General features: G+C 42.2%; 19 protein-coding genes. 10 read left to right on the top strand and 9 right to left on the bottom strand.

Translation table 11 applies throughout. From position 1 onward, the window contains the following. A complete protein-coding gene (locus G457_RS0113300) occupies window positions 1–630 on the top strand; it encodes a rhomboid family intramembrane serine protease (RefSeq protein WP_026946920.1) in 630 nt (209 codons plus the stop codon). A gap of 34 nt (window positions 631–664) precedes the next feature. Here G457_RS0113300 and G457_RS0113295 read toward each other — a convergent pair whose 3' ends face one another. The 4 genes from G457_RS0113295 to rplU form a co-directional block, all read right to left on the bottom strand. Then, a complete protein-coding gene (locus G457_RS0113295; RefSeq protein WP_026946919.1) occupies window positions 665–3,727 on the bottom strand; it encodes a WD40/YVTN/BNR-like repeat-containing protein in 3,063 nt (1,020 codons plus the stop codon). 92 nt (window positions 3,728–3,819) lie between these two features. Then, window positions 3,820–6,528, bottom strand: a complete 2,709-nt coding sequence (locus G457_RS0113290; RefSeq protein ID WP_155847156.1) for a S9 family peptidase — start codon at window positions 6,526–6,528, stop codon at window positions 3,820–3,822. Between the two features lie 151 nt (window positions 6,529–6,679). Continuing rightward, entirely contained in the window at window positions 6,680–6,940 is a 261-nt protein-coding gene (rpmA, locus tag G457_RS0113285; RefSeq protein WP_024283344.1) for a 50S ribosomal protein L27, read from the bottom strand. A gap of 35 nt (window positions 6,941–6,975) precedes the next feature. Further along, entirely contained in the window at window positions 6,976–7,287 is a 312-nt protein-coding gene (gene rplU, locus G457_RS0113280; RefSeq protein ID WP_024283345.1) for a 50S ribosomal protein L21, read from the bottom strand. Between the two features lie 597 nt (window positions 7,288–7,884). On the opposite strand from rplU, the gene G457_RS0113270 reads away from it, so the two are divergent. The 3 genes from G457_RS0113270 to G457_RS0113260 all read left to right on the top strand — a co-directional run bounded on the left by G457_RS0113270 (window position 7,885) and on the right by G457_RS0113260 (window position 11,820). Then, window positions 7,885–8,862 carry a ribonucleoside-diphosphate reductase small subunit gene (locus G457_RS0113270; protein ID WP_026946917.1) on the top strand — a complete coding sequence of 326 codons (978 nt, stop codon included), beginning with the start codon at window positions 7,885–7,887 and terminating at the stop codon, window positions 8,860–8,862. A gap of 42 nt (window positions 8,863–8,904) precedes the next feature. Next, window positions 8,905–11,301 carry a ribonucleoside-diphosphate reductase subunit alpha gene (locus G457_RS0113265; RefSeq protein WP_026946916.1) on the top strand — a complete coding sequence of 799 codons (2,397 nt, stop codon included), beginning with the start codon at window positions 8,905–8,907 and terminating at the stop codon, window positions 11,299–11,301. A gap of 78 nt (window positions 11,302–11,379) precedes the next feature. Then, complete coding sequence (locus tag G457_RS0113260; protein WP_026946915.1) at window positions 11,380–11,820, top strand: DUF1569 domain-containing protein; 441 nt, start codon at window positions 11,380–11,382, stop codon at window positions 11,818–11,820. Between the two features lie 137 nt (window positions 11,821–11,957). On the opposite strand, the gene G457_RS0113255 is transcribed toward G457_RS0113260, so the two are convergent. Both G457_RS0113255 and G457_RS0113250 read right to left on the bottom strand, forming a co-directional pair. Next, window positions 11,958–14,483 carry an ABC transporter permease gene (locus G457_RS0113255; RefSeq protein WP_026946914.1) on the bottom strand — a complete coding sequence of 842 codons (2,526 nt, stop codon included), beginning with the start codon at window positions 14,481–14,483 and terminating at the stop codon, window positions 11,958–11,960. Continuing rightward, window positions 14,476–15,153, bottom strand: coding sequence for an ABC transporter ATP-binding protein (locus G457_RS0113250; RefSeq protein WP_026946913.1), 678 nt, complete (start codon window positions 15,151–15,153; stop codon window positions 14,476–14,478). The genes G457_RS0113255 and G457_RS0113250 overlap by 8 nt, the downstream gene beginning before the upstream one ends. A 196-nt stretch (window positions 15,154–15,349) precedes the next feature. Between G457_RS0113250 and G457_RS0113245 the strand changes: the two genes are divergently transcribed. The 6 genes from G457_RS0113245 to G457_RS21490 all read left to right on the top strand — a co-directional run bounded on the left by G457_RS0113245 (window position 15,350) and on the right by G457_RS21490 (window position 23,922). Then, a complete protein-coding gene (locus G457_RS0113245; protein WP_026946912.1) occupies window positions 15,350–16,051 on the top strand; it encodes an arylesterase in 702 nt (233 codons plus the stop codon). Window positions 16,052–16,173: 122 nt separating this feature from the next. Then, complete coding sequence (locus G457_RS0113240) at window positions 16,174–17,916, top strand: GMC family oxidoreductase (RefSeq protein WP_026946911.1); 1,743 nt, start codon at window positions 16,174–16,176, stop codon at window positions 17,914–17,916. 3 nt (window positions 17,917–17,919) lie between these two features. Continuing rightward, window positions 17,920–18,624: a gluconate 2-dehydrogenase subunit 3 family protein gene (locus G457_RS0113235; RefSeq protein WP_026946910.1), complete on the top strand. Its 705-nt coding sequence runs from the start codon at window positions 17,920–17,922 to the stop codon at window positions 18,622–18,624. Between the two features lie 70 nt (window positions 18,625–18,694). Further along, window positions 18,695–19,891: a DUF4221 family protein gene (locus G457_RS0113230; RefSeq protein WP_026946909.1), complete on the top strand. Its 1,197-nt coding sequence runs from the start codon at window positions 18,695–18,697 to the stop codon at window positions 19,889–19,891. Between the two features lie 73 nt (window positions 19,892–19,964). Continuing rightward, window positions 19,965–21,134 (top strand): hypothetical protein, encoded by a 1,170-nt coding sequence (locus G457_RS0113225; protein WP_026946908.1) that lies wholly within the window; start codon window positions 19,965–19,967, stop codon window positions 21,132–21,134. Between the two features lie 283 nt (window positions 21,135–21,417). Continuing rightward, complete coding sequence (locus tag G457_RS21490; protein ID WP_248602861.1) at window positions 21,418–23,922, top strand: VPS10 domain-containing protein; 2,505 nt, start codon at window positions 21,418–21,420, stop codon at window positions 23,920–23,922. Window positions 23,923–23,994: 72 nt separating this feature from the next. Here the strand turns inward: G457_RS21490 and G457_RS0113215 are convergent, their stop codons facing one another. The 3 genes from G457_RS0113215 to G457_RS0113200 all read right to left on the bottom strand — a co-directional run bounded on the left by G457_RS0113215 (window position 23,995) and on the right by G457_RS0113200 (window position 26,549). Further along, window positions 23,995–24,588: a porin family protein gene (locus tag G457_RS0113215; protein WP_026946907.1), complete on the bottom strand. Its 594-nt coding sequence runs from the start codon at window positions 24,586–24,588 to the stop codon at window positions 23,995–23,997. 67 nt (window positions 24,589–24,655) lie between these two features. Beyond that, entirely contained in the window at window positions 24,656–25,027 is a 372-nt protein-coding gene (locus G457_RS0113210) for a response regulator (protein WP_026946906.1), read from the bottom strand. Between the two features lie 136 nt (window positions 25,028–25,163). Continuing rightward, the gene (locus G457_RS0113200; RefSeq protein ID WP_026946905.1) at window positions 25,164–26,549 is read right to left on the bottom strand and encodes a sodium-dependent transporter; all 1,386 of its coding nucleotides are present in this window, start codon (window positions 26,547–26,549) and stop codon (window positions 25,164–25,166) included. Between the last annotated feature and the right edge of the window lie 18 nt (window positions 26,550–26,567).

Genomic DNA, 26,567 nt, shown 5'->3' with positions numbered 1-26,567 from the left:
ATGAACGTATCCATCACGGTTATCATTATTGCGATTACGGCAATCAGTAGCTTTTTGGCTTTCTCAAACCTTCCACTGATCGAACGCTGGATGTTCACTCCCTACTTGATCAAGCGGAGAAAGCAATGGGATCGCTTTATCTTATCAGGCTTTATTCATAAAGACTACATTCACCTACTCTTCAACATGTTTACCTTCTACTTCTTTGGAAGGGTTGTGGAGCAGTTTCTTGCTTTCAAATATGGAAGTACTACGGGAGGGATCATCTTTATCCTATTCTACCTCTTGGGGATAATCATTGCGGATATTCCTACTTATCTGAAGCATCAGGACAATTCCTATTACCGAGCATTAGGTGCCTCAGGCGGGACTGCCGCTACGGTTTTTGCCAGTATTATCATTCTTCCACTGGCAGATATTTGCCTTTTCGGAATTCTATGCTTGCCTGGATTTATCTTGGGAGCCCTTTTTCTAATTTATTCCTATACCAAAGGAAAGCAGGATAGCGACGGCATCAATCACGATGCTCACTTATACGGGGCTTTGTTTGGGATTTTATTTATCCTAATAATCTCTCCAAACAGTGCGCTGGACTTTGTGGATCAAATCAAAAATTTCAGGATATTCTAAAAAAACCTCCCTGAAAAATCAGGGAGGTTTCAACTTATTTTTTAATATCCAGCTTAGTTCTGAGCTCCTCAATATTCAGGAGTTTTGAAATCTCCTCCTGTTCGAGCCGCTTGAATCTTGCTAATTGAACATCTATCTGCTCTGTCAATTCTGCTCTGACCTCCTCTGCTTGATCTGTAGGCTTGTAATCTCCATTGCCTGCGATTGAGTTCAAGTGAGCCAATTTATTATTCAGTCGAATCGGGAAATTCAGTGGATCTTGACCGCTTCGATTTTTGGTCTGATATAAAGTTTCCTCTATCTCAGTCATCTCAGCTTGAATGGCCTCCAAATTGGCTGGCTTAGTTTCCATACTATCCAACTCAGCCCGATACTGACGAATCAGCTTGATGGTTTGATGAGTTTCTGTCAGTTTTCTATTGACATTCATCAGAAACTCAAACTGCTCCTCCAAATCGGCTTGGGTAGAAGGATATCTCGGATCAGCTAACACCTTGAATGGTTGAACCTGAGATTGACCATCTAAAGTCATTTTCACTTTATAATCCCCTGGAGTCACTTTTGGACCTCTTAGATTAGCAGCCCACATGATCAAACCATCAAAACCTTCTGCATCCTCTACTCGAAGGTTCCAGTTGAACTCATTACTTCCCGTTTTGACTTTCAACGTATCTCCGTTGTAACCTTTGGTAGAGAATGTCCTGAGAACATTATCCTTGCTATCCATGAATTCGATTCGAAGCTCATCCTTTGGTTCTTCTTTCATGAAATAATAAACCAAAACTCCACCATCACGATTTGTTCCGGCGTAATTTGAGCTTCTGCTTGACCCATCAATTCGATACGAATCCTGTGGTTTGAAAAGGTGTAAAGCCTTGTTTTCAATTCCCGGTTCAGCCTGATGCAGCACGGTCAAATCGTCAATGATCCAAAAGGAACGTCCCTGAGTTGCTGCAATGAGGTTATTCTCTTTAATGGCTAAGTCTGTTATTGGGACGATCGGCAGATTCATCTGAAGAGAGTGCCAAGAAGCTCCATCATCTTTGGAATAATACATGCCAGTCTCCGTACCTGCGTAAAGCATTCCACGCTTCACTGGATCGGCTCTTACCACTCTGGTAAAGTGCTCCGGGTCAATCCCGGATGTGATTTTGGTCCAGGTTTTTCCATAATCCTTTGTTTTGTACAGATATGGCTCGTAGTTCCCCATTTTGTAGCCTGTAGCAGCAAAATAGGCCTCAGCTGGGTCAAATGGGCTCGCTTCGATGCTATTGATCTGTAGCCATTCCGGCATATCACTTGGAGTTACATTTTGCCAAGTGGCTCCATTATCTGTGGTCACATGCACCAAACCGTCATCCGATCCAGCCCAAATCACACCTTGCTTTAAAGGAGACTCAGCAGCAGTGAAAATAGTCGCATAGTATTCCACGGAGGTATTATCCTTGGTGATCGGTCCTCCTGAAGGCCCTAGCTTGCTCTTATCGTTTCTCGTTAGATCCGGGGAAAACACCTCCCAGCTTTGCCCCTCATCTGTGGATCTGTGAAACTGATTACTTGTCGTATACAATAAGTCTGAATCATGCGGAGAGAAGAAAATAGGGAAATTCCACTGGAATCTGTATTTCATGTCCTCAGCTCCATGACCCATAGGATTATCAGGCCACACATTTACAGAGCGAGTGATTCCTTTGTCATGATCTACACGAGTCAAATATCCACCATAAGACCCTCCATAAACGATGTCATTATTATCAGGGTCTGGTGCAATCCAACCAGACTCACCACCGGCAGTGGGTTCCCAGTCATCCTCAGTGATCCCTCCTCTTCCATCAATTCTATGTCTGATTCTCACTGTGGAATTATCTTGCTGTGCTCCATAGATTCTATATGGGAAAGAGTTATCAGTCGTGACGCGGTAAAACTGAGAAGTTGGCTGATTCATGTAAGTTGACCAGCTTGCACCACCATCTTCAGAGATTTGGGCACCACCATCATCTGCGATAGCCATTCGCTGATTGTTGTTTGGATCGATCCAAAGGTCATGATGATCTCCGTGAGGAGCATTGGCTCCTTTGAAGGTTTTACCACCATCGGTGGATTTGTGATAGCTTACATTCAATACATAGACCGTTTCCTCATCCTGAGGGTCCGCATAAATTCTTGAATAGTACCATGCACGCTGACGTAGACTTCGGTCTTCATTGGTGCGAGTCCAAGACTCACCTGCATCCATGGATACATATACGCCACCGTTTTCATTTTCGATGATAGTATACAAGCGATCTGAATTCAGAGGAGAAACTGCAATACCCATGATACCTAGAGTGCCTTCTGGAAAGCCTTCTTTTTGGGTTAGGTCTTCCCAATTTTTACCTCCGTCTGTGGACTTGAACATTTTACTGCCTGGTCCTCCACTCTCAAGTGAATAGGGTGTGCGCTTGATTTCCCAAGTAGTGGCATAGATGGTTTCAGGATCATTTGGATCCAAAACCAGATCCACTGCTCCAGCTACATCACTGACATAAAGGACTTTTTCCCAATTGGCACCGCCATCGGTCGATTTATAGACCCCTCTGGTTTCATCAGGCTTAAAGATATCTCCCATCACAGCAGCATAAACTACATCAGGGTTTTCAGGATGGATTCGCAGTCTTGCCACAAATCGTGACTTATCAAGTCCGGCTCTATCCCAGCTTTTTCCGGCATCGGTACTTTTCCAAATACCATATCCAAAAGAGACATTTCCTCTTACGGTTTTTTCACCGCCTCCTGCATAGACGACACTAGTATCACTTTCTGCAACGGCTACTGCTCCAATGGATCCACCGAAGTAGCCATCAGAAACGGATTTCCAGGTTTTACCGGAGTCTACTGTTTTCCAAACTCCTCCACCTGTACTTCCGAAATAATAAGTGTGGTCTGATCCACTTACCCCTGTAACGGCATCGGATCGCCCACCCCTAAATGGGCCGACTAAGCGCCACTCCAGCGCTTTATACACCTGAGGATCAGGGACATTTTGAGCTTTTGCTTCAAAGAGAAATAATGATGCTATGAAGAGCATCACTAATCCCAATTGCTTTGTTTTGTTCATAGATATTAAGGTTGGCAATTTGTTATGGTTAAAACTTACTTAATTTTTTCTATTAGGTCAGAATCTAGTGGGAGATTTATTATCAAAATCGATCAATCGGCTCTTTCATACTGCTTTTCGAGATGAGGAACACCATCTATCATCCATTTAGGAGCAGGCTTGTCCATGAGGTAATGATCAAAATAAGCCTTCATTCTTCTTTGAAAATCCTTTTGATTCGCTTCGTTGGCCAAGTGATGCCCTTCCTTGGGGTAGGAAAGGAAAATCACCTCTTTACCATTTCTTCGAGCCGCATTGAACAACTCCAAGCCCTGAGACCAGTCTACAGCACCATCATCCGTTCCGTGAAGTATCATGAAAGGTGTCTTAATATTGGGCACATGGTGCATGGGGTTCTCTCGCTGATAATCCTCTCGATGTGTCCAAGGGGTCACATCTCTACCCATTCTCACCTGACCAATTTCCATGATGCCATGGTGGACTGTCCCGGAGCTTCCATAAATATTATTGTAGAAACTCTCCAGGTTTGTTGGCGGAGCTCCTGTGACAATACATCTAAACATATCCGTCTGAGTAAGTATAAAAGAGGTCTGATATCCACCCCAACTGTGACCTTGAAGCCCAATTCGATCTGCATCGGCATATCCTAGCTTGATTAATTCCTTGGCTGCTGAAGTAATGACATCCAACGAACTGGTTCCCGGACGACCCTCATCAAAAACGATATCCGGCATGAATATCAAATAGCCATTACTCGCGTAAGTAGAAAAATGAGGGCGGTCATCGTAAACAGGCATGGAATACTGGTGATGGCGATTGGACATTTTTTCATAGAAGTACATAATAGTTGGATAGGCTTTGCCCTCCTCATACCCTGCAGGAAGCGTCAATGTCCCTTGTAATTTATTACCTCTGCTATCGGTAAAATCAATAAGTTTTCTTGTACCCCAAGCATATTCTGCCTGTTGAGGATTGGCATCGGTAATCCTTTGCTGACTTTTGAAAACAGTATTGGCGACGTAATAATCAGGAAAATTCTCAAAGGTCTGTTTGGTAAAGAAAACCCGATCAGATTCCTCGGCCTTCATAGGGTTTCCATAGCTCCAATCTTCATAAACCAATGGTTTTGGAGATTTACCCACCTCTAATTCATAAAATCCTTCCTTTTTAGTCCACTCTCCATAGGCTGATAAAAGTAGAGCTTGATCATTATCCACCCATTCTTGGTTTGGATCAAGCTGTACCAAGCGGAATCTTATTTCCTCAGCATCTCCAATTTTGGTGATATTTTCCACCAAGGATCCATCCAAGGCAAGCTGCCAAAGGTCATATTTGTGATTGACAATTACATACTTACCATCCTTAGTCCAGCCAGCCACTCCATAGGGAGGCTTTTCATGCGGATAAGGATGCTCCAAATCCATAAATACTAGGGGAGCTTTCGAAGAAACATCTGTGATCTCCTCAGTATCAAAATCATAAACCATCAAGGCTGTATCTTTCTGATACAAATAATATCGACCGTCAGGCGAGAAGCCTAGAGGTCGTTTGACCTCTTTCTCAATAAGCTTTTTATCACCGGAAGTAATATCGACTCGATAAAAATCAGCCGGAGAAACTCCCCAATTCACATCACTGATGTACGGGGTTTCATCTCTTCCCAATCGGTATTTTGGATGCTTAGAATCCAAAACCGTCCTCATTTCCTCATCAGCCAATTGCTTGAAATCGTTATTTTGGAAATGATAAACGGATTGATAGGTAAAGTTTTTATTCCTATTGGCTCTTACAATCTGTACTGACTGAATGTAGGGATCTTTCCAATGCCATACGTCCACATTAGCAATTGTATCCTTACTCATTTTGATTTTCTCCTTCTGCTCCTTAATTCCAAAAAAGATAGACTTACCATCTTCGGAAAAGGAAAGAGTTTCTTTATCACTGATGACAAAGTCTGTTGGAAAGCCAGATGATTTGGAGCTCAGCGTAGCCATCTTCGTTTCCACATCCAGATTATAAAAAACCAACAAATCATTGGGCTGCTGCCAAAGAGTATCCACTTTATTACCTCTTAAAACCGCAAGCTGGTTTCCTTTCTCTTCATACTCTTCCTTTTTGGCATTTTGGTCATCCCAAATAAGGCTTTGATAGCTGGCCTTGGAAGCATCCAACAGATCAGTGGACTTTGAGCTCAATGACAACAGGTAAACACCGTTGCCAATTTGGTCTTCCGCATCGACAAGGTAAGCCAAATGCGAACTCTTCTGATTAAAAGCGAATTCACTTACGTTTCCTATTGACATGGCCTGCTCCTTTTGGAGATCATAGAGAATCAGGTCTGCGCCTTTGGCACCCTCAGGCTTTTTCTTCAAAACTGCCCAAAACTTGCCATCATTTGAAAATGCCATTGAAGCTGCATTGGCAATTGAGTACTCTGTGTCTCCGGAAAGCTTACGCACATGGGCTTTTTGCTCGATCGGTTTTTTGGCCTTTTTGAGCTTTTCAGCTTCTTCTTCCAGAGGTTGGGTAAAATAGGCCACATAGTTCCCTTTTTTGGAAAATGCAGGCCTCGAACCGTTTGGAACACGGATAATGGATCGATCCGCTACTGACATAATATGAAGCGTATCATCAGATCCATTTGGTCTAAGGGAATAGGCAAACCAGTCTCCCGTCGGAGATACTTCCGGCGAAATAATCCTAGACCACTTGGGATAGTCTTCTAATTGGAGTGTCTTCTGCTGAGCCTGAAGGTTCAGATAGGAGAAAACAAATAGACAGATTAATGTAAATATTCTCATATGCAGTGGATTAAGCTATTTATAGACAATAGACAAGATTGACCACTGCAGTTAAAAAACAAACACAAATTACATCTGAGGTAAAAATAAAATCATCGGGCACAAAAAAAGGGCGATCTCTCGACCGCCCTTTCATTTGAATTTATAAAACTTAAGCTTCAGCAGGAAGCACGTTTACAATTGACTTACCGTCAGCTTTCTTTACGAAAGCAACTTTACCGTCCGTCAATGCAAACAACGTGTGATCTTTACCCAATCCTACGTTTTCGCCAGGATGATGCTTAGTACCTCTTTGTCTTACGATGATGTTTCCGGCGATTACAGCCTCACCACCAAACTTTTTCACGCCCAATCTCTTGGAGTGGGACTCTCTACCGTTTTTGGAACTACCTACACCTTTTTTGTGTGCCATGGTTTAATACGTTTAATGTTTTCTAAAATGAAAACTTAGAGTGAAATATTTTCGATCAATAACTTAGTGAAATCTTGTCTGTGACCATTCTTCTTTTTGTAGCCTTTTCTACGCTTCTTTTTGAAGACGATCACTTTATCACCTTTAACATGATCCAGCACCTTGCCAGATACCTTTGCACCTTCTAGAAGTGGTGCGCCTATTGACACATTTCCGTCAGCTTCAGCCAACAGTACTTGGTCAAATTCCACGGAAGCGCCAGCCTCTGCGTCCAATTTAGGAGCGTAGATGGACTGATCTTTAGTTACTTTGAACTGCTTACCAGCGATGTTTACGATTGCGTACATATTGTGATTTTGATTCTTTATGAAAATCGGAGTGCAAATATAGATAACTATCTGATAAGAAAAAAGCTTACTTAAAAATTCGATTTTGGAATTACTATGATTTCTATTTGAGACCATCCAATTCGATAAATCGGTACCTTTAGGACTCGAAAATAATCATCAAGAAAATCTAGACCTTACAAAATAATATTTTTTACTCAAAGACATTTCCATATTCTGTTGATTTTCAATGATTTAATACAAGCCAAAAAATTGACCTTTGTTCAAATTTTTGATTGAACAGAATTAAAAAATTTTTTTTTGAAATAATTGAAAAAACTTTTCACCCCCTGTAAATTGATAATTTTTTAAACCTTAACTTGATTTATAGCATATTTAAATATTGATTTACAATCTATTATGTTGTTTTTGACCTTTGGTCAACTACTCAATTCAAGTTCCTATTCAGGGGTTTTATTTATCCGATTTGGTTCACATATTTGTTCAGAGGCTGTTCTGAAAAGGCAGCCTTTTCTATCCCAGAAGGCCAGATCCTTCGCCCAGCCAATTTTGAATCAGGAGATAAATTTTCCATTGAATAAATAAACAGAGAGAACGATGCAAGAGGAACCCATTTTAGTAGACAACAAGAATCGATTTGTTTTATTCCCCATTCAGCACCCTGATATTTGGCAATACTATAAAAAGGCGGAGGCAAGTTTCTGGACAGCCGAAGAGATTGACCTAAGTCAGGATTTAACTGATTGGAAAAACCTGAATGACGGCGAACGCCACTTTATCTCACACGTATTGGCCTTCTTTGCGGCCAGCGATGGGATTGTAAATGAAAATTTGGCTGAGCACTTCGTGGCAGAAGTTCAATATACAGAGGCTAAATTTTTCTATGGTTTTCAGATTGCCATGGAAAACATCCACTCTGAAACATACAGCCTTCTCATCGACACTTATATTAAGGATGCTGTTGAGCGAGACAGACTACTCAATGCCATCGAGCATATTGACTGTGTAAAGAAAAAAGCAGACTGGGCACTACGATGGATTGACAACGGAAATTTCCAGGAGCGACTGATTGCTTTCGCAGCAGTTGAAGGTATTTTCTTCTCCGGCTCTTTCTGTTCTATTTTCTGGATGAAAAAGCGAGGCTTGATGCCAGGACTGACTTTCTCCAATGAATTGATTTCCCGTGATGAAGGATTGCACTGCGATTTTGCTTGTCATCTATACACCAAGCATGTGGTCAACCCACTTCCAAAAGACACCGTCCGTGAAATCATTATGGATGCGGTAGCAATCGAGAAAGAATTCGTGACTGACGCACTCCCAGTAAGATTGATCGGAATGAATGCAGATTTGATGTGTCAATACATCGAGTTTGTAGCTGACCGATTGTTGATGGAGCTTGGATGTGATAAAGTCTGGAACAGCACCAATCCATTCGACTTTATGGACATGATTTCCCTTCAAGGAAAGACAAATTTCTTCGAAAAGAGAGTTGGAGATTATCAAAAGGCAGGAGTAATGAAATCCCAAGAAACATCCAGTGCTTCTCGTTTTTCTATCGAAGAAGATTTTTAAACAATACCCATAACCTATCCCACCACCTTAACCCAAATCGAAATGCTAGTAATCAAAAGAGACGGAAGACGCGAATCGGTCCGGTTTGACAAAATCACTGCCCGGATAGAAAACCTATGCGATGGATTGGATCCAAAATATATTCAGCCCATCGAAGTAGCCAAAAAGGTCATCGATGGTCTTTACGACGGAGTGAGTACTTCCGAGCTAGACAATCTTGCCGCGGAAGTCTGTGCATCCTTGACGGTCAAACATCCGGATTATGCCATCCTTGCAGCCCGTATTGCAATCTCCAATCTCCATAAGACGACTAGCCAGTCTTTTTCTAATACGATGAAAAGACTATACACTTATGTGAATCCAAAGACTGGAGAGAACGCTCAGCTTTTGGATACTGAAGTGTATGGAATTATCAAGAAAAATGCTGCTCGCTTAGATGAGGCAATCGATTATAAGCGTGACTTTGGTTATGATTTCTTTGGATTCAAAACACTAGAGAGAAGTTATCTGATCAAACTGGATGGGAAAGTAGTGGAGCGTCCTCAGCACATGCTGATGCGGGTTTCTGTGGGAATTCATAAGAATGACATTGATTCAGTAATAGAGACTTATAATCTCCTTTCTGAGAAGTGGTTTACACATGCCACTCCTACCCTATTCAATGCTGGTACTCCAAAACCACAACTATCTTCTTGCTTCCTTTTGACAATGAAGGAAGATAGTATTGACGGTATCTATGATACACTAAAGCAATGTGCTAAAATATCGCAGTCAGCTGGTGGGATCGGACTATCTGTACACCATGTGCGGGCAAAGGGATCCTATATCAAAGGAACCAATGGCGTATCAAACGGTATCGTTCCGATGCTCCGTAACTTCGACATGACCGCTCGATATGTAGATCAAGGAGGAGGAAAGCGTAAAGGATCATTTGCCATCTATCTAGAGCCATGGCATGCAGATATCAAAGACTTCCTGGAGCTAAAGCGAAACCACGGAAAAGAAGAGATGCGTGCAAGGGATCTATTCTACGCACTTTGGATTCCAGACTTATTCATGAAGCGAGTAGAAGCCAACGAAAGCTGGTCACTATTCTGTCCTAACGAGGCCCCTGGACTTTCAGATTGTCATGGAGAGGAGTTTGAAAGACTCTATGAAAAGTACGAGCGGGAAGGAAGAGCTAGAGAGACGATCAAAGCCCAAGAGCTATGGTTTGAAGTTCTTGAATCTCAAATCGAGACAGGAACTCCGTACATGCTATATAAAGACGCTGCGAATGGAAAGTCCAATCAGAAAAACCTTGGAACTATCAAGTCTTCCAACCTGTGTACTGAAATCATCGAGTACACTTCACCTGATGAGGTAGCTGTTTGTAATCTAGCTTCTATTGCACTTCCAAAATATGTGGCTACGGGTCCTGACGGAAAGCGATATTTCGATCATCAAAAACTCTATGAAATCACCAAAGTAGCCACCCGAAACCTCAACAAAGTAATCGATGTCAACTACTACCCTGTAGAAGAAGCTAGACGATCTAACTTCCGCCACCGACCAATCGGCTTGGGAGTTCAAGGCTTGGCTGATGCTTTCATCATGCTCAGAATGCCTTTCGACTCAGAGGAAGCTAAAGGGCTAAATGAAGACATATTTGAAACCATCTACTATGCTGCTGTGGAAACTTCCATGGAACTAGCGAAGGTGGAAGGTACTTATGAAACTTATGAAGGATCTCCAGCCTCTCAAGGAATCCTTCAGTTTGATATGTGGGGTGTAAATCCAAAGTCAGGCAGATGGAATTGGAATGAGTTGAAAGATAAAGTGAAGAAATTTGGACTTAGAAACTCCCTTCTAGTAGCTCCTATGCCTACGGCTTCTACTTCACAAATTTTGGGAAATAATGAGTGCTTTGAGCCTTACACCTCCAATATCTACACAAGAAGAACCCTATCTGGAGAATTCATTGTCGTGAATAAGCATTTGATGCATGACCTAATCAAGTTAGGCTTGTGGGATGATAAAATGCGTAACAGATTGATTTCTACCAATGGATCTGTACAGGATATTCCAAACATTCCTCAAAACATCAAGGATCTGTATAAGACCGTTTGGGAAATCTCACAAAAAGTCATCATCGATATGGCGGCTGACAGAGGTGCTTATATCTGCCAGTCTCAAAGTATGAATGTCTTCCTTCAGGATCCAAACTTTGGAAAACTTACTTCAATGCACTTCTACGCCTGGAAGAAAGGCCTCAAGACAGGTATGTACTACTTGAGATCTCAAGCTGCAGCTGCAGCGATCAAGTTCACACTTGATAAGAGCGCCTTGGTGGATCAGGAAGAAATTTCCACTCCTACTGCACAAGACTTGCAAGACAAACAAGCTGCAATCACTTGTTCTCTGGACAATCCAGATGACTGCGAAATGTGCGGCAGTTAAAAACTTTAGAGTTCGTCAATTTGAAAAAGCGCCTAGTAGTTCTGGGCGCTTTTTTTAGCTTTGAAAAAAACAAAAACAATGACTTCTGTAGAAATAGCCAAAAAAATCCAAAATCTAAGCGCTGAGCAAAAGCCAATTTTTGGAAGAATGACTCCCCAACATGTACTGGAGCACCTGACCATCACAGTCAAGCTTTCCACCGGCAGAATTAAAATCCCTGAATTCACCCCTTCGGAAAGGCACCTAGAGATGAAGCGCCTTTTACTCGATACTGAGATGGAATTTCCCAAAGGGGTCAAAGCTCCAAATGATACCGGTGAGCTTCCTGAGCTTCGCCATCCAAACTTGGATACTGCCAAAGAAAAGCTGGTACAAAGCCTCGAAGAGTTTGAGGAAAAATATAAGCAGGAACCTGAATTTAAGGCTATTCATCCTCGCTTTGGCTATTTAAATCATGACGAATGGTTACGCTTTCATGCGAAGCACTTCAAACATCATCTCAGCCAGTTTGGAATTTGACATAAAAAAGAGGCTGTCTCATAAATCGTTTGTTTGTCAGCCTGAGCGGAGTCGAAGGCCATTTCCGGAATGATGGAGTACATTTCGACTTCGCTCAATGTGACAGGCTTTTCTTTTGAGACAGCATATTTTTTATTTTATCCATTCCCTCTCAGTATTTCCATCGGAGGTTGATTGATGATTTTTCGACCATTCAACCAGCCCAGCACAATCGTAAGACCTGTTATCGCCAAATAGAGTACTAGGCCTGCGCCCCAAGCTGGTCTAAAGTTCATATCGAACACAAATGCGCTCAGTAGCCAAGTTGCAGCAAAAGACAAGATTATCCCTGACAGTGAGGCTAGACTACCTAGGAAGAAATACTCCAGCGTATTGATCTTACTTACAGTTCCAGAACCAGCACCGAGTGTTCGGAGAAGAATACTTTCTCGCATACGCTGATATTTACTGATGATTAGAGAAGAAATCAATACCAGAATACCTGTAGCAATACTGAAAAATGCCATAAACTGGATCACAAAGCTGATCTTATTCAAAATATCCTCGAGCGTTTCTACAATTACTCCCAAGTTGACCACTGAGATATTGGGGAATTCCCTCACCACTTCTGACTGAATAGCTGCAGATTCCCGGTCATTTTTGGTCCGTGTAATGATCACATGGAATTTAGGAGCTTGCTCTAGTACCCCATTTGGAAACAGTACAATAAAATTGGTCGAGACTTGATTGAACTTCACATTCCGAAAGCTTCCAATGTAGGTTTTGATTGGTCGGCCCTGCACATTGAATTCGATCTCATCACCGATTTTCAGATTATTTCCCTCTGCAAAACTGGTCGAAAGACTCACAAAAATGGAATCTCCCCGCGCACCAAGCGGAATCAATTCTCCTTCTGCCAGTGTCTCGGTATCAATCAATGTATCCCGGTAAGTGACTCGATATTCCCGATTGTACATCCACCGCGAGTAATTTTCATCATCCGGAAGCTCTTCATTTTCCCGCTTATCCACTCCGTTGATTTCATTTAATTGCATCGTCACAATAGGAACCTCCTGCAAAATCCTCAGATCACGTCCAGTCACTTTTTCCTTTACAGCCTCCAATTGGGGTGTTTGAATATCAAACATTAGCAAATTGGGCTGATCTTCCTTATCAGCAAATTTTGCTTCTTCCAGCAATTGATTTTGAAGAAAGAAAAGCGTACTAATCATCGCTGTACCCAAACCGATGGTAGCAATCAATGAGATGGTTTGATTATTGGGTCTATAAAGATTAGCTAAAGCCTGACGCACGGTATATCGGAGTGAAATCGGTAAAAACTTCCGTACTGCCCACATGATCAATTGGCCAACTCCCCATAGAATACCAAAGGCAAAAACTACAAACCCGGTAAAGCCAAAAGCTAGCTGTGCTGATCCAAGAAGGTAATAGCTAAAACCCCAAATGAATATCAAGATCCCGGCAATCACAGCCCATCGAGAAGGATCCTTCATCAATCTAGAATCTGCCGTCTCAGGACGAAGCGTAGCCATTGGGGACACATTTCGAACCTTTAACAAGGGTAAAAGCGCAAATAATACCGAGACAAAAAGTCCGGTAATCACTCCAAAGCCTACCGAAAGCCAAGAAATTCCGACTGTCACTTCCACAGGCAGGAAATCTGCAAAAACAACAGGGAGAATAAATTGTAACAATGTCCCGAGTACGGAACCTAAAATCGCCCCAAAAAGTCCCATCACAAGAATCTCAAAAAGATAGATCAAAAGGACATCCCGTGAGGAAACTCCCAAGCAGCGTAAAACTGCCACGGAGGCTAGTTTTTCCTTCACAAATACATTGACAGCAGAGGCGACACCTACACAGCCCAAGAGTAAAGCTATAAATGCAACCAAGCTCAAGAAGTTGGACAGATTTTCAAATGACCTCCCTGTTGATCGCTTTCTATCTTCTACCGTATCTGCGTCAATCCGTTCGATTTCCCATTCATCCTCAAAAGGCTCAATGAGTAAATCAATGTCTGTATTTTCGGCAAATACAAAATAGCGGTTATACTCCACACGACTTCCGTATTGGACCAGGCCAGTTTCTTCCAGGTAAGCCATTGGAATATAGACAGCAGGAGCAACGGTGGCGGTGATTCCAGTTTGACCTGGCACGGATTGAAGTTCTCCGGCAATTTCAAATTCTACCTCTCCTACCTTGATGATGTCTCCCACCTGAGCATCAAACTGGGCCATCAAAATTTTCTCGACCAGAGCTTTTTTCCCTCCAGCTCGAAAATCTGCATCCCCCGAAGCTGGAATTGTCTCTAGATAACCGTAAAAAGGAAAATCGCCTTCCAAGGCACGAACCTGAGTCAATCGACTAGCCCCGGAGGCTGGAAAGGCAACCATTGATGCAAAATTGACCTCTGAAGCTGTATTTAAAGCCATCGAATCGATGGGCTGATCTCCTATAGGTTTGTTGTTTTCAAGAACCAAATCCGCCCCTAAAAGCTCTTTAGCTTGATTATCAATATCCGAAGTAAGGTTTTCACCAAAACTGCTGATGGCTACCAAAGCGGCTATACCAACCACGATGGAACTGACAAAGAGGAGTAAACGTGAGATATTTTTTCGGAAATCCCGAAAAGCCATCCTTAAAATCCAAGCAAAATCAGGCATGGGCATCCTCCTGTATTTTTCCTCCTTTGATGTGTATGATTCGCTGAGTCTTACCTGCTAATTCAGTATCGTGTGTGACCAAGACAAGCGTGGTCCCTTTTTCCTTATTCAAGTCGAAGATCAGCTTTTCAATCATTTCACCAGTCTCAGTATCTAGATTCCCTGTTGGCTCGTCTGCGAAAAGAATTTTGGGTTCATTGGCGAAAGCCCTTGCAATTGAAACCCGCTGCTGCTCTCCTCCTGAAAGTTGCGTAGGATAATGAGTCGCTCGGTCGCCGAGTCCTACTTTTTCCAAAAGCTCTAATGCCTTGGTTCTGGCATCTTTTCGCTTTTTAAGTTCCAAGGGAACCATGACATTTTCGAGGGCAGTGAGCGTTGGAAGCAATTGGAAATTCTGAAAAATAAATCCAACATCTTGATTTCTGACAGCTGCCCGTTGATCTTCACTTAGCTTTTCAAGTGCTTGACCATTTAACTGAACAGATCCGGTAGAGGCCGAATCCAAACCTGCACAAAGCCCTAAAAGGGTGGTTTTACCGCTACCTGAAGGTCCGACAATAGAGATAGTCTCCCCTGCCTGGATATCAAAATTCACCTGATCAAGAACAGTCAAACTACGACTACCGCTTTTATAGGTTTTACTCAGGTCTTTTACTGAAAGAATATTCATGAAATGCTATTTCGTTACGTTTTGCTTACAGCTAGATTAACTCTAACTGCCAATATTTTTTGAAAGAAAATTTTTTATTGAGTGAATCTAAACCAATTATTGATGAAAATTGTAGAAGAAACTGTCAAACGGTCCAAATTGGTTCCTATTTGACTACTTATCAGAACATTTAACCACAGAAAGAGCTTTTGAAATAATGAACAAACTCCAAACCTCCTCTTCATACCTACTATTGTTGATTTTATTTTCGATGACCCTAATTTCATCTTGTAGCGAAAATAAAACTTCGAAAACTACAGAGCTTGACAGCGTAGAGAATGAAGCTATGGAAAAAGAATCCAAGAAGACAATCCTTTTTTTTGGTAACAGTTTGACTGCTGGGTACGGGATTGATAAGGAAGATTCTTTCGCTGGTCTTACTCAAAATCGTTTGGATAGCTTGGGATATGAAGAGTACAGGGTCATCAATGGAGGACTCAGCGGGGAGACCACTGCAGGTGGCTTTAGCCGGTTGGATTGGTTTTTGGAAGAAGAGCCTTACATTTTTGTGCTGGAGCTTGGTGGTAATGATGGTCTAAGAGGCATCCAACTTAGCGAAACACGCAGTAATCTGGAAAAAATTATCGATGAGGTTAGAAATAAGTATCCTGAGACTCATATCATTTTGGCAGGGATGCAAATCCCACCGAATATGGGTCAGGAATATACCGATGAATTCAAATCCATTTACCCAGAAGTGGCTGCTGAAAAGAACGTGACACTTATTCCCTTTCTACTTGAAGGGGTCGCAGGAAATCCAGATTTGAACCTACCAGACGGAATTCATCCTACTGAGGAGGGGCATCGGATAGTCTTTGAAACGGTTTGGCCTTATATCGAATCTTTGGTTGAAGCCTAAAAAACATAGTCTACCCCAAAGAAGATTTGGAATTTAAATCAGATTAGTCTTTTTTAAAAAAGCTTACTTTCATTATCTATTTTTTTAACCTATATTTTCGACTTCATTAAAATTTTTAAAAAATGAGCTTTCAAATCAAAGAGACTCCGGATACCTATGATGTGATTATTGTAGGCTCCGGTGCCGGAGGAGGCATGGCTTCTAAGGTTCTTTCAGAGGCAGGCCTTTCGGTAGCCGTTGTAGAGGCAGGTGGCGACTTTGATCCGGCTAAGGATGAAGACCGGACTCAACTCAGACCACCATGGGAATCGCCAAGAAGAGGTGCAGGAACAAGAATTCGCCCATTTGGAGATTTTGATGCAGCTATCGGCGGATGGGATATCGAAGGTGAACCTTACACTAGAAAAAACGGCACTCAATTCGACTGGTTCCGATCTCGTATGGTCGGAGGCCGAACAAATCACTGGGGAAGAATTTCTCTTCGATTTGGTCCGAATGATTTCAAAAGAGCAAGCATTGACGGCATGGGTGATGACTGGCCTATCGGCTATGATGAGCTAAAGCCCTACTATGACCGTGTCGATAAGTTGATCGGAGTTTTTGGTACCAAAGAAGGTATTTACAACGAGCCTGATGGCTTTTTCCTTCCTCCACCAAAACCCAGACTTCATGAACTATTTATAAAGAAAGGAGCAGATCGTGCCGGAATCCCGATGATTCCATCACGCCTTTCTATGCTCACCCGCCCTATCAATAACGAGCGGGGCGTTTGCTTTTTCTGCAACCAATGTAATCGAGCCTGTCAGGCCTATGCAGACTTTTCTGCAGGAACTTGCCTCGTACATCCTGCCATGAAAAAAGGAAAGGTTGACCTTTACACTTTTTCAATGGTACGCAAAGTGACGACCGATGATCAAGGTAAAGCAACCGGCGTTTCTTTTGTATCCAAGGTAGATATGAAGGAGTATAAACTCCGGTCTCGAGTAGTCGTACTTGGAGCTTCTGCTTGTGAATCGGCGCGAATCATGATGAACTCCAAGTCAAAGTCTCATCCCAATGGGATTGGTGGGGACTCAGGCGTACTGGGAAGATACTTACATGATTCTACAGGAGCTGACCGAATGGGAATCATGCCTGACTTGATTGATCGAGAGCGATACAATGAAGACGGTGTTGGTGGCATGCACATGTACACCCCTTGGTGGTTAGATAATAAGAAGTTGGACTTTGCAAGAGGCTACCACATTGAATACTGGGGTGGTATGGGGCAACCTGCCTACGGTACTGGTATGAGCATGGACAGTATGCGAAAATACATCAAGGATGAATTTGGCAACCCAAGTCCTAACGGAGGCTATGGAGAAGGATTGAAAAAGGACATTCGACGAATTTACGGGTCCACATTAGGTATGTCAGGCAGAGGAGAAAGTATTCCTCGCTACGACAACTACTGTGAGATCGATCCGAATGTAGTCGACAAATATGGAATTCCTGTACTTCGTTTTAATTATACTTGGTCTGATCAGGAAATCAAGCAGGCGAAACATATGCAGGATACCTTTGAGGAAATCCTGACCAATGCTGGGGCAATATTGCTGGGTTCAAAACCCGGACCTGAAAGCAAGTATGGACTAGCGGCACCTGGACGAATCATTCACGAGGTCGGCACAACCCGAATGGGAAATGATGCTAAATCGTCCGTGGTCAACTCCAATTGCCAAGCCCATGACTGCGACAATCTGTTCGTAGTGGATGCAGGGCCATTTGTCTCACAAGCAGACAAAAACCCAACCTGGACCATTCTTGCCCTTTCTTGGAGAACTTCCGATTACATAGTCGATCAGTTGAAACAAAAAAATATCTAAGCCATGAACAGAAGAGAAAACCTCAAATTGCTTTTCACAGGCTCTCTGGGAGCGGGCTTGTTTATGACCGGTTGTGAAACAGAGGAGCAAGCTGTAAGCGGACAGATTTTCGAAGGCGGCACTCCGGGAGGTCGAACCGCTGAGGAAAAGGCAAGAGACGCCAAACTTTTAGCTGACTCCTTTTTCACAGAAGAGGAGCGCAAAAAACTGGATACACTGGTAGATATCATTATGCCGGCAGATTCCGAATCTCCGGCAGCTACTGAATTGAAAGTGACTGATTTCATGGATTTTATGATGCTAGACCAGCCCAGCTATCAGACTCCAATGAGAGGTGGTTTGATGTGGCTGGATTTCGAGGCAGATGAAAAATTTGGAAAACCTTTCAATGAGCTTTCCAAAGATCAGGTCATCGAAATCATTGAATTGGTCGCTTGGCCTGACAAAGCCGACCCAGCTTATGAAGGTGGAGTCAGGTGGTTCAATTTACTTCGAAATCTAACCTGCACAGGCTATTTTACCACAGAGGCAGGCTGGAAGTATATGGGATACAAAGGAAACACGCCAAATGTCTGGGACGGAATTCCACAGCAGGTCTTGGATAAACATGGACTTTCCAATCCCGAAAAATACACGGCATTTTATCTGAAACCCGAGGATCGGGGCAAAGTCGTCAAATGGGACGATGAAGGAAATATTATTGGTTAATCAACTATAAAATCCACGATAACTTCGTGGATTTTTTTATTTTTAAAATTAAACTTAACCAACTCCTTTGATGAAAAACAATGGATACTCCCTTCCTGTAGTGATGATTGCTGCTTTTTTTCTTTTTTCCTGCGGAGAAAGTAATCAAACAGCAGAGGGACTTGAAGAAATGGATTCCCTCTCCATCGAAAAAGTGGACTCAGTAGACTACAAACTTCTGGGAGACCCCATTTTGGCCGATGTAAGTCAGGATGGTAGTCGGATTTTAATCTATGACTATGCTGCTAGCGAAATCATTTCGCTGGATCAAAGCGGAAAACTTCTGGGAAAATTTTCAAAAACTGAAGACACACCGGACGCTTACGGCTTCATGATGGAGTTACCGGGATTTTTAGGAAATGACCAAGTTGTGGTAAACGGAATGAGAGGAATTTTCATTTACGACTTGGAAGGTAATTTGACCAAAGAAATCAAACATCCTGAGGCAGTAGGAGGAGCAGCATTTATGCCTCAAGTCGGGAAATCCATCGAAACCTTTACTCATCAAAACCAAGAATTCATTTTATCAAAATCCGTTCGGCCCAGAGACACCTACCCGGGAGAACAAGCTTTTTATGATCGTTTCAGAGCTTTGGAGTGGATCAATGTAGCTTCAGGTGAATCCACCGAAATCATCCCTTTTGAAACAGGTAGTATTTTTAAAAACGGGAAAGGTTACATCGAGAGTGACTATACCCCCTCTGTCGAATGGATAGAAGGTAAATTGTATATAAGTTTGGGAGGGGAGTCAATATTGAGAATTTATGATATGAGCGGGGAAAGTGTCAATCTGGATACCGCGATCAACTTAACCATTCCTGAGTTTAGGGAGCTACCAGTACGAGAGCGAAATGAATTTTCGGAAGGAAGTATTACAGTCGACGGAAGCACTCCTTCTGTCCGGAATATTCATCGAGTAGGTGATAAATTGATCCTTCATTATTATGCAGGAATGGACCCCGAGAAAGTAAAAGAAGCTGGAGAGCTTTGGCAATCCGGAAATCAAGAGGAAGCAGGGTTATTGTTTGATAAATTGGAAGAGGACGTACCCAAGGGTTTTTTGGTTTTTGATCTGGAAACACTCCAACTGCTGGACCGGATAGACTTACCTCAAGGAGTGGATACGGGAGGTTTCTTGGCGGCAGGAAATGTACTTTGGTTTCAAAAATCCGCCTCTGAAGAAGTGGAAGAAGATTTTGTGAGAATTTTTAAGTACAAATTTGATTGATTAAGTTTTTTGTTTTTACTAAATAAATAATTGACAGAATAAGCTTACTTTTAAAATATTAATTAGAGCACAAATGAGAGTTAATATCATTCTTTTTTCAATCCTCGTGGGATTTTTGACTGCCTGTGGTGAATCCGAAAGCGAAAAGCTTGAAATATCTTTAAGCGAGCAAAATTTAAAATTCGAAGTCTACGACTCCTTGGTTATAGATTATTTGGGGAATTTATTACTGATGGATATCAGTCCAGATGGGCAAAATTATCTGATGATCGATCAAAATACGGATACAATTTTAATTGCGAACCCAAAGGGAGATATCCAAGAGAAACTCTTTCTTAAAGGCGAAGGGCCGGGCTTATACAAAGATACTCGTTGGGGTCTTGCTAAGTTTATTTCCAACCAAGAATTTATTTTATCCACAGGCTCCACATTTTATATATTTAATAATACAGGGAAATTGGAGGAGGAATATGAGTTGGGTTTTTCTGTTTTTTCTACCTTACAAATCACGAATGGCAACAATATTCAGGTCCTAGGGAATCAGGTTTTTGCGAACATTTCAGGAAGAGATATTGATAAATGGGGCGCTGGAGGTATAGATTATCAGCAGAATGCTCGACATGTTGAAGTTTTAGATTTGACAACAGGTGAATTTGAGCCTGCCATCAAATTCCCTAAATCCTCAAAATTCAGCAACACTGAAAAAGCCTATTTTGACCTTCTTTATTTTCGTCAATTAGCGGTAACCAAAGACAGTCTCTTTTTGGTATTTAGAAACGAACCAAAAATTTATGGCTACCCAATAAATGACCTAGGACAAACTCCATCTGTAAAAAAAATCCCTTTTGAAAATTTTATAGAAAATGAACCAACAAGCGATAAAACATCGGATTCATTCAATATAAGAGATCTTTTTGTAGGGACTATCAATGGAATTCATGTGACGGAAGATCGGCAATTTTTAATTGATTATTTATCTGGTTTGACCGAGGAAGAATTCCAAAAAGTAAATTCAGAAACCGGCGGAAATTTTAGTAAAATTTTTGAAATCGCTGAAAAATCAAACCGCGGTGGCTTTGTGCTTTTCGATGGCTCCCAACTCAGTCCTGTTATCAAGAAACCAGAAATTCTGGGAAACCTTTATAAATCCATCTCCAAAGATGAAATCTGGTTCTCGCTTAATTTTTCAGAGGCCGAAAATGATTATTCAGTGATCTATAAAACCAGACTAGTCAGTCAATAAAAACCACTTATCTCTTCCCATTTCCATTTGCGGGCAAAGCTGATTCGGTTTTGCCCTCTTATGCTTATATTCCATCCTGATCTAAAAAATCCACATGAAATGCCCATGAGAATTAATTCTCACACGGGGGATGCCCCGATACATCGGGGTAGGGCATTCCATGTGGCAATTGAAAATCAAATTATAAACACATGAAATCGAGCATGACGCAAGCGACACACACTGGGATGATTGTAAATTGTGCGAGATTCCATCTGACCTCTAAAAAACAAATTATAATCAGATGAAAAAATCACCTACCTACCTGATTTTAGCTGCTGCAGGGATGCTCTTCATGGGCACAGCTTCCGCTCAGCAAATCAAACCCACCACGGAAAAAGAACTTATTGAAGCAGTCGAAAAACACAGACAACTCTATGCTTCCACCCCACTCAAAGACTTCAAGGCTCGAAATATCGGCCCCACGAATATGTCTGGCCGAATCGTAGACATCGAAGTAGCCCAAAATCCCAACACCTTTTATATCGCCGCAGCATCTGGAGGCGTATGGAAGACGGAAGACAATGGCCAGTCCTTCACTCCGATCTTCGACCATCAGGGAGTGCTGGGAATTGGAGATATGGCACTTTCCTCATCGGATAATAATGTCCTTTGGGTAGGCACCGGAGAAAACAATTCCAGCCGATCCACCTATGCTGGTGCAGGAGTCTACAAATCCACTGATGCCGGAAAAACCTGGCAATTCATGGGCCTACCCCACTCACAGCACATCGGTCAGATCCAGATTCATCCGACCAATCCTGATATCGTTTGGGTAGGTTCTATGGGAGGACTTTACTCTCAAAACAAGGAGAGAGGACTTTACATGACCACAGATGGAGGAGCATCTTGGAAGAAAGCCCTTTACATCGATGATAATACCGGAATCATTGACATCAAAGTGCATCCCAATAATCCTGACATCTTGCTAGCAGCTTCCTGGGAGCGTTTTAGGCAAGCACATGATTTCATTGGTAACGGAGAAGGCTCGGCTATCTGGCGCTCAGAAGATGGAGGTAAAACCTGGAAAAAAGCAGTGGATGGTTTCCCCCAAAACGAATTTGTAGGCAGAATTGGTTTTGATTTTGCACAGAGTAATCCTGATGTAGTCTATGCTTTGCATGACAACCAAGGCCCTTCAGACAAAGAACAAGAGGAGCCAAGAAGGCGGAGAAATCAAGAAGAGAACCCTTTGAAGTTTGAAGACTTTCAAGGCTTGTCTATAGAAGATGCTATGGGCCTAGAAGATGCTCGCTTAAATTCATTCCTTCGAAGAAATCAATTTGCTTCCAAATACACAGCCAGTGAAATCAAGCGACAGCTTCGAACCGGAAAAATCACAACAGCGCAAATCGCTAACTACAATGGAAATGCAAATGATGCCAATGAAGCTTTATTTTCAGCACCCATCATCGGAGCTGAGGTCTTTCGCTCCGAGGATGCTGGTAAATCCTGGAAAAAAGTATCAGAATCTGATCTAAGCAGACTTTACAATACCTATGGGTACTACTTTGGGGAAGTCCGAGTTGGTACCGAAAATGAAGATGAAGTATTCGTCTTGGGAGTACCGCTGTTGGTCTCAAGGGATGGAGGTAAAAACTTCACCCGAACTGATTCTGTGGGTCGCCCACACTCCGATCATCAGTCCATGTGGATCAATCCACAAGATGGAAAGCATATTCTTCTTGGGAATGATGGTGGACTCTACAGAAGCTATGGCGGTGGAGCCATTTGGGATCATCTGAATACCCAAATGCCTATTTCGCAATTTTATTCCATCATGACAGACAATGCTTCCCCGTACAATGTCTATGGCGGGATGCAGGACAATGGGGTATGGTTTGGTAGCTCTAAAAATGACCCATCCGATCGCTGGGAATCCTTGATGGGGGGTGATGGAATGGTCGTGGCAGTAGATACGAGAGACAATGACATTGTCTACACTGGGTTCCAGTTTGGAAATTACTTCCGTATCGACAAATCGACTGGTGACAGAAAACGGATAACACCGGGACATGATATCGGAAATGAACCCAATCGCTGGAACTGGAGGACACCTGCTCGTTTGAGCCACCATAATCAAGACATCATTTACATGGGCTCCCAGTATGTGTACCAAAGCCTGGATCAGGGCAGCACCTGGACTACTATATCTCCTGACTTGACCAAAAATCAAAAAAGTGGAAATGTTCCATTTGCTACTTTGACCGTTGTAGAAGAATCACCTTTTGAATTTGGGACCTTGTACGCGGGCTCTGATGATGGAAATGTATGGATTACCAGAAATAATGGAGGTATCTGGGCATCACTCAATGATGGTCTGCCTCAGGACCGTTGGGTAAGCTCCATCGCACCTTCAAAACACCGGGAGGGTTTGGTCTACATCACTTTGAATGGCTATCGCTATGATGAATTCAAAACCTATGTTTTCAAAAGTTCCGATTATGGCAAGAACTGGACTTCCATCAAAGGGAACCTTCCTGAAGAGTCTACCAATATCATCGTGGAAGATCACACTAACCCGAATATCCTTTATTTAGGAACAGATCACGGATTGTATGTCAGCATGGATGGAGGAAACAACTGGAATCTTTTCCAAGGCGAACTTCCAAACGTAGCCATCTATGACATGGTCATTCAGGAACGAGAAAATGATCTTGTCATCGGTACGCATGGCCGAAGCGTGTACATCGTTGAGCTGGAAGAAATCCAAAAACTAGCCCAACCTGATCAAAAAGTGATGCAGTGAATTAGGCTTTAATTAAAGTAGCCCGGTGAGATTCATACTTACCGGGCTATTTTTTTGGATTGAAATAGGATTTTAGAAGATTTTGAATCCAACAGAAAGAATCCACTGATTCAGTCGGTTGTCAGTCTCGAAACCAGCAACCTGTTGGGTTACACTACTCAAACCGCCTTCATATTTTACGTCTATAAAAAGATTGCCTATATCCACCCCTGCACCTGCTTGATATCCTATACTAGCCTCTTTAAAGTTGACATCATTTACCGTTCCGGCCGCATTTTCCAAATTGGAATTCACATTGAATGAAGCAATCGGTCCTGCTTGTAGCCGGATTAATTTGAACATTTTAACTCCCAGCATGACAGGTAAATCGATGCGGTTAAAATCTGCCCGGTAGCTTTCAGTGCCATTATTCCCTTGAAGATTGAGCTTAAATTCGCCGCTTGTTTGGGTAAAGAGTAATTCAGGCTGCACGTAAAAACCAGCTCCTCCAAGTCTTGCAAAAATCCCTAAATGATACCCGGTAGTAGATCCATCTGGAATGAATTGCTGAGATTCAAAATCCACCTTTGAACTACTGAGTCCAGCTTTAATCCCGAATCCTGAGTTTTGACTGAAGGCAGGAAGACTAAGACCTGCCAATAAAATAATGACAAATAGCTTTTTCATAACGGTATTGAGGTTTAATGATCAAACGAAAAGACTTGATCAACCGTACAATTCCATTGCCAAAAAATCAATTTAAGTCATGAAGTGCTTTTTCCTTCGCAATATGATGAAGGTCTGAAAAGTTTAAGGGTTTTGGCACAAGAGAATCAAATGGTATAGAAGATATTTTTCGGTAGTAACCCACATCTCCTGAGGTAAAGCCTACTACAGGTATCTTATTCGTTCGACCGTTTTCCTTTACTTTTGCCAAAAGTTCTACCCCATCCATCTCCGGCATTTGGATATCTGTAAGGATTACATGGAAATCCGAATTCTCACTCAAAATCTCAAGGGCCTCTTTACCGTTATGCGCGGTCACGACGATATCCTGCGAAGTTTCAAAAATTCGCTTTAAGATTAAAAGATGCATCAAATCATCATCGACAAGAAGGACCCGCATTTTTTTATATTTGAAATGATCATTCAATATTATGAAATAATCGTTCCAAACTTTTACTCCAGCTTGATTTTTTTAAAAAATAAAAAAAGCTGCCTTGTGAAAGACAGCTTTTCAATCGTATGATTTAATAAGATTATTAAGCAGCCTGAGGTGCTCCAAACAATCCTACCATGTTCAAAATCAATAGAATAATTACAATTGGACAAACCCATTTGATAAAGAAAACCCAGCCTATACGATAGATTCCCTTAAAACCTGGAGAACCCAACGCTAATTCGTCAGCAAACTTTCCAATTTTCTGCGCCCATCCGGTGTAAAGAGAAAGCATCAAACAAATTACAATTACTGCGAAAGTACCGAAGATAAAGTCCATTGCTCCAAAGAATCCTTCTATCGGATTGCTCAAGAAGTTGAATCGAATCTCAGCAAAGAAATTACCCTTAATTGAGGAAAGTGCAGAAGGTACAGACATCAACATCGCTGCAATACCTACAGTCCAAGTAGCTTTGGTACGATTCCACTTTCTATCATCAATCAAGTAAGAAACAGGAACCTCTAGCATCGAGATTGTAGAGGTCAAAGCTGCAACCATTAGCAATAAAAAGAATAGTGCACCAATGATGCTTCCGCCCGGCATGGCATCAAATACCCTTGGTAAAACGTCGAATACAAGTGCTGGTCCTGCTGCTGGATCTTTTCCTGGAAGAAGGGCAAACAATGCGGGAAACACCATCAAACCTCCCAAAAGGGCCACCATGGTATCCATTCCAGCAATCCAACCAGAGGACTGGATAATGTTGGAGTCTTTTGGTAAATAAGAACCGAAAGTGATCATCAAACCCCAACCAACAGACATGGAAAAGAAAGCTTGTCCCAAAGCTTGTAATACTACAGTACCGTTGATTTTAGAGAAATCAGGATTTAAGTAGTATTGAATACCTGCTTCTGCACCTTCCAGAGTGACAGAGCGTCCGGCGATGAAAATGATAATGATAAAGAGGATAGGCATTAGAAACTTAGCTGCCTTCTCGATACCACCAGAAATACCACCCAATACAATCAAAATTGTAATGAGGATAAACAAGAATGTCAGCGGGATAACGTAAAGAGGAGTCTGTACAAACTCTTCAAAATTCACCGGAATATTGATAATCTCTGTAACGATATATCCAACTGTCCAGCCTGCAATCACTGAATAGTAGCTAAAAACAAAAAAGCAGACCATCACACAAAGTACGCCTGCTAATTGCCAGAATTTATTTCCTCCCGTATCACGAATCGCTCCAATGGGGTTTTTACCCGATTTTCTACCTAGTGCGATCTCATTAAATAGAAGGGGTAAACCAATGAAGAGCACGCAGATGAGATAAACAAAAACAAAGGCTCCACCTCCATTTTCACCTGTCAAATAAGGGAATCTCCAAATATTCCCAAGGCCGACTGCCGACCCTGCTGCTGCCATGATAAACCCTAAGCTAGAACCAAATTGTCCCCTCGATTCGGGGTTTGCACTTACTGCCATAGATGATGCGAATGTTAA

This window comes from Algoriphagus marincola DSM 16067 (assembly GCF_000429405.1).
In the GTDB taxonomy this organism is placed as follows: Bacteria; Bacteroidota; Bacteroidia; order Cytophagales; family Cyclobacteriaceae; genus Algoriphagus; species Algoriphagus marincola.
The sequence above is the reverse complement of the archived record's forward strand: the minus strand, read 5'-3'. Positions and strand labels throughout refer to the sequence as shown.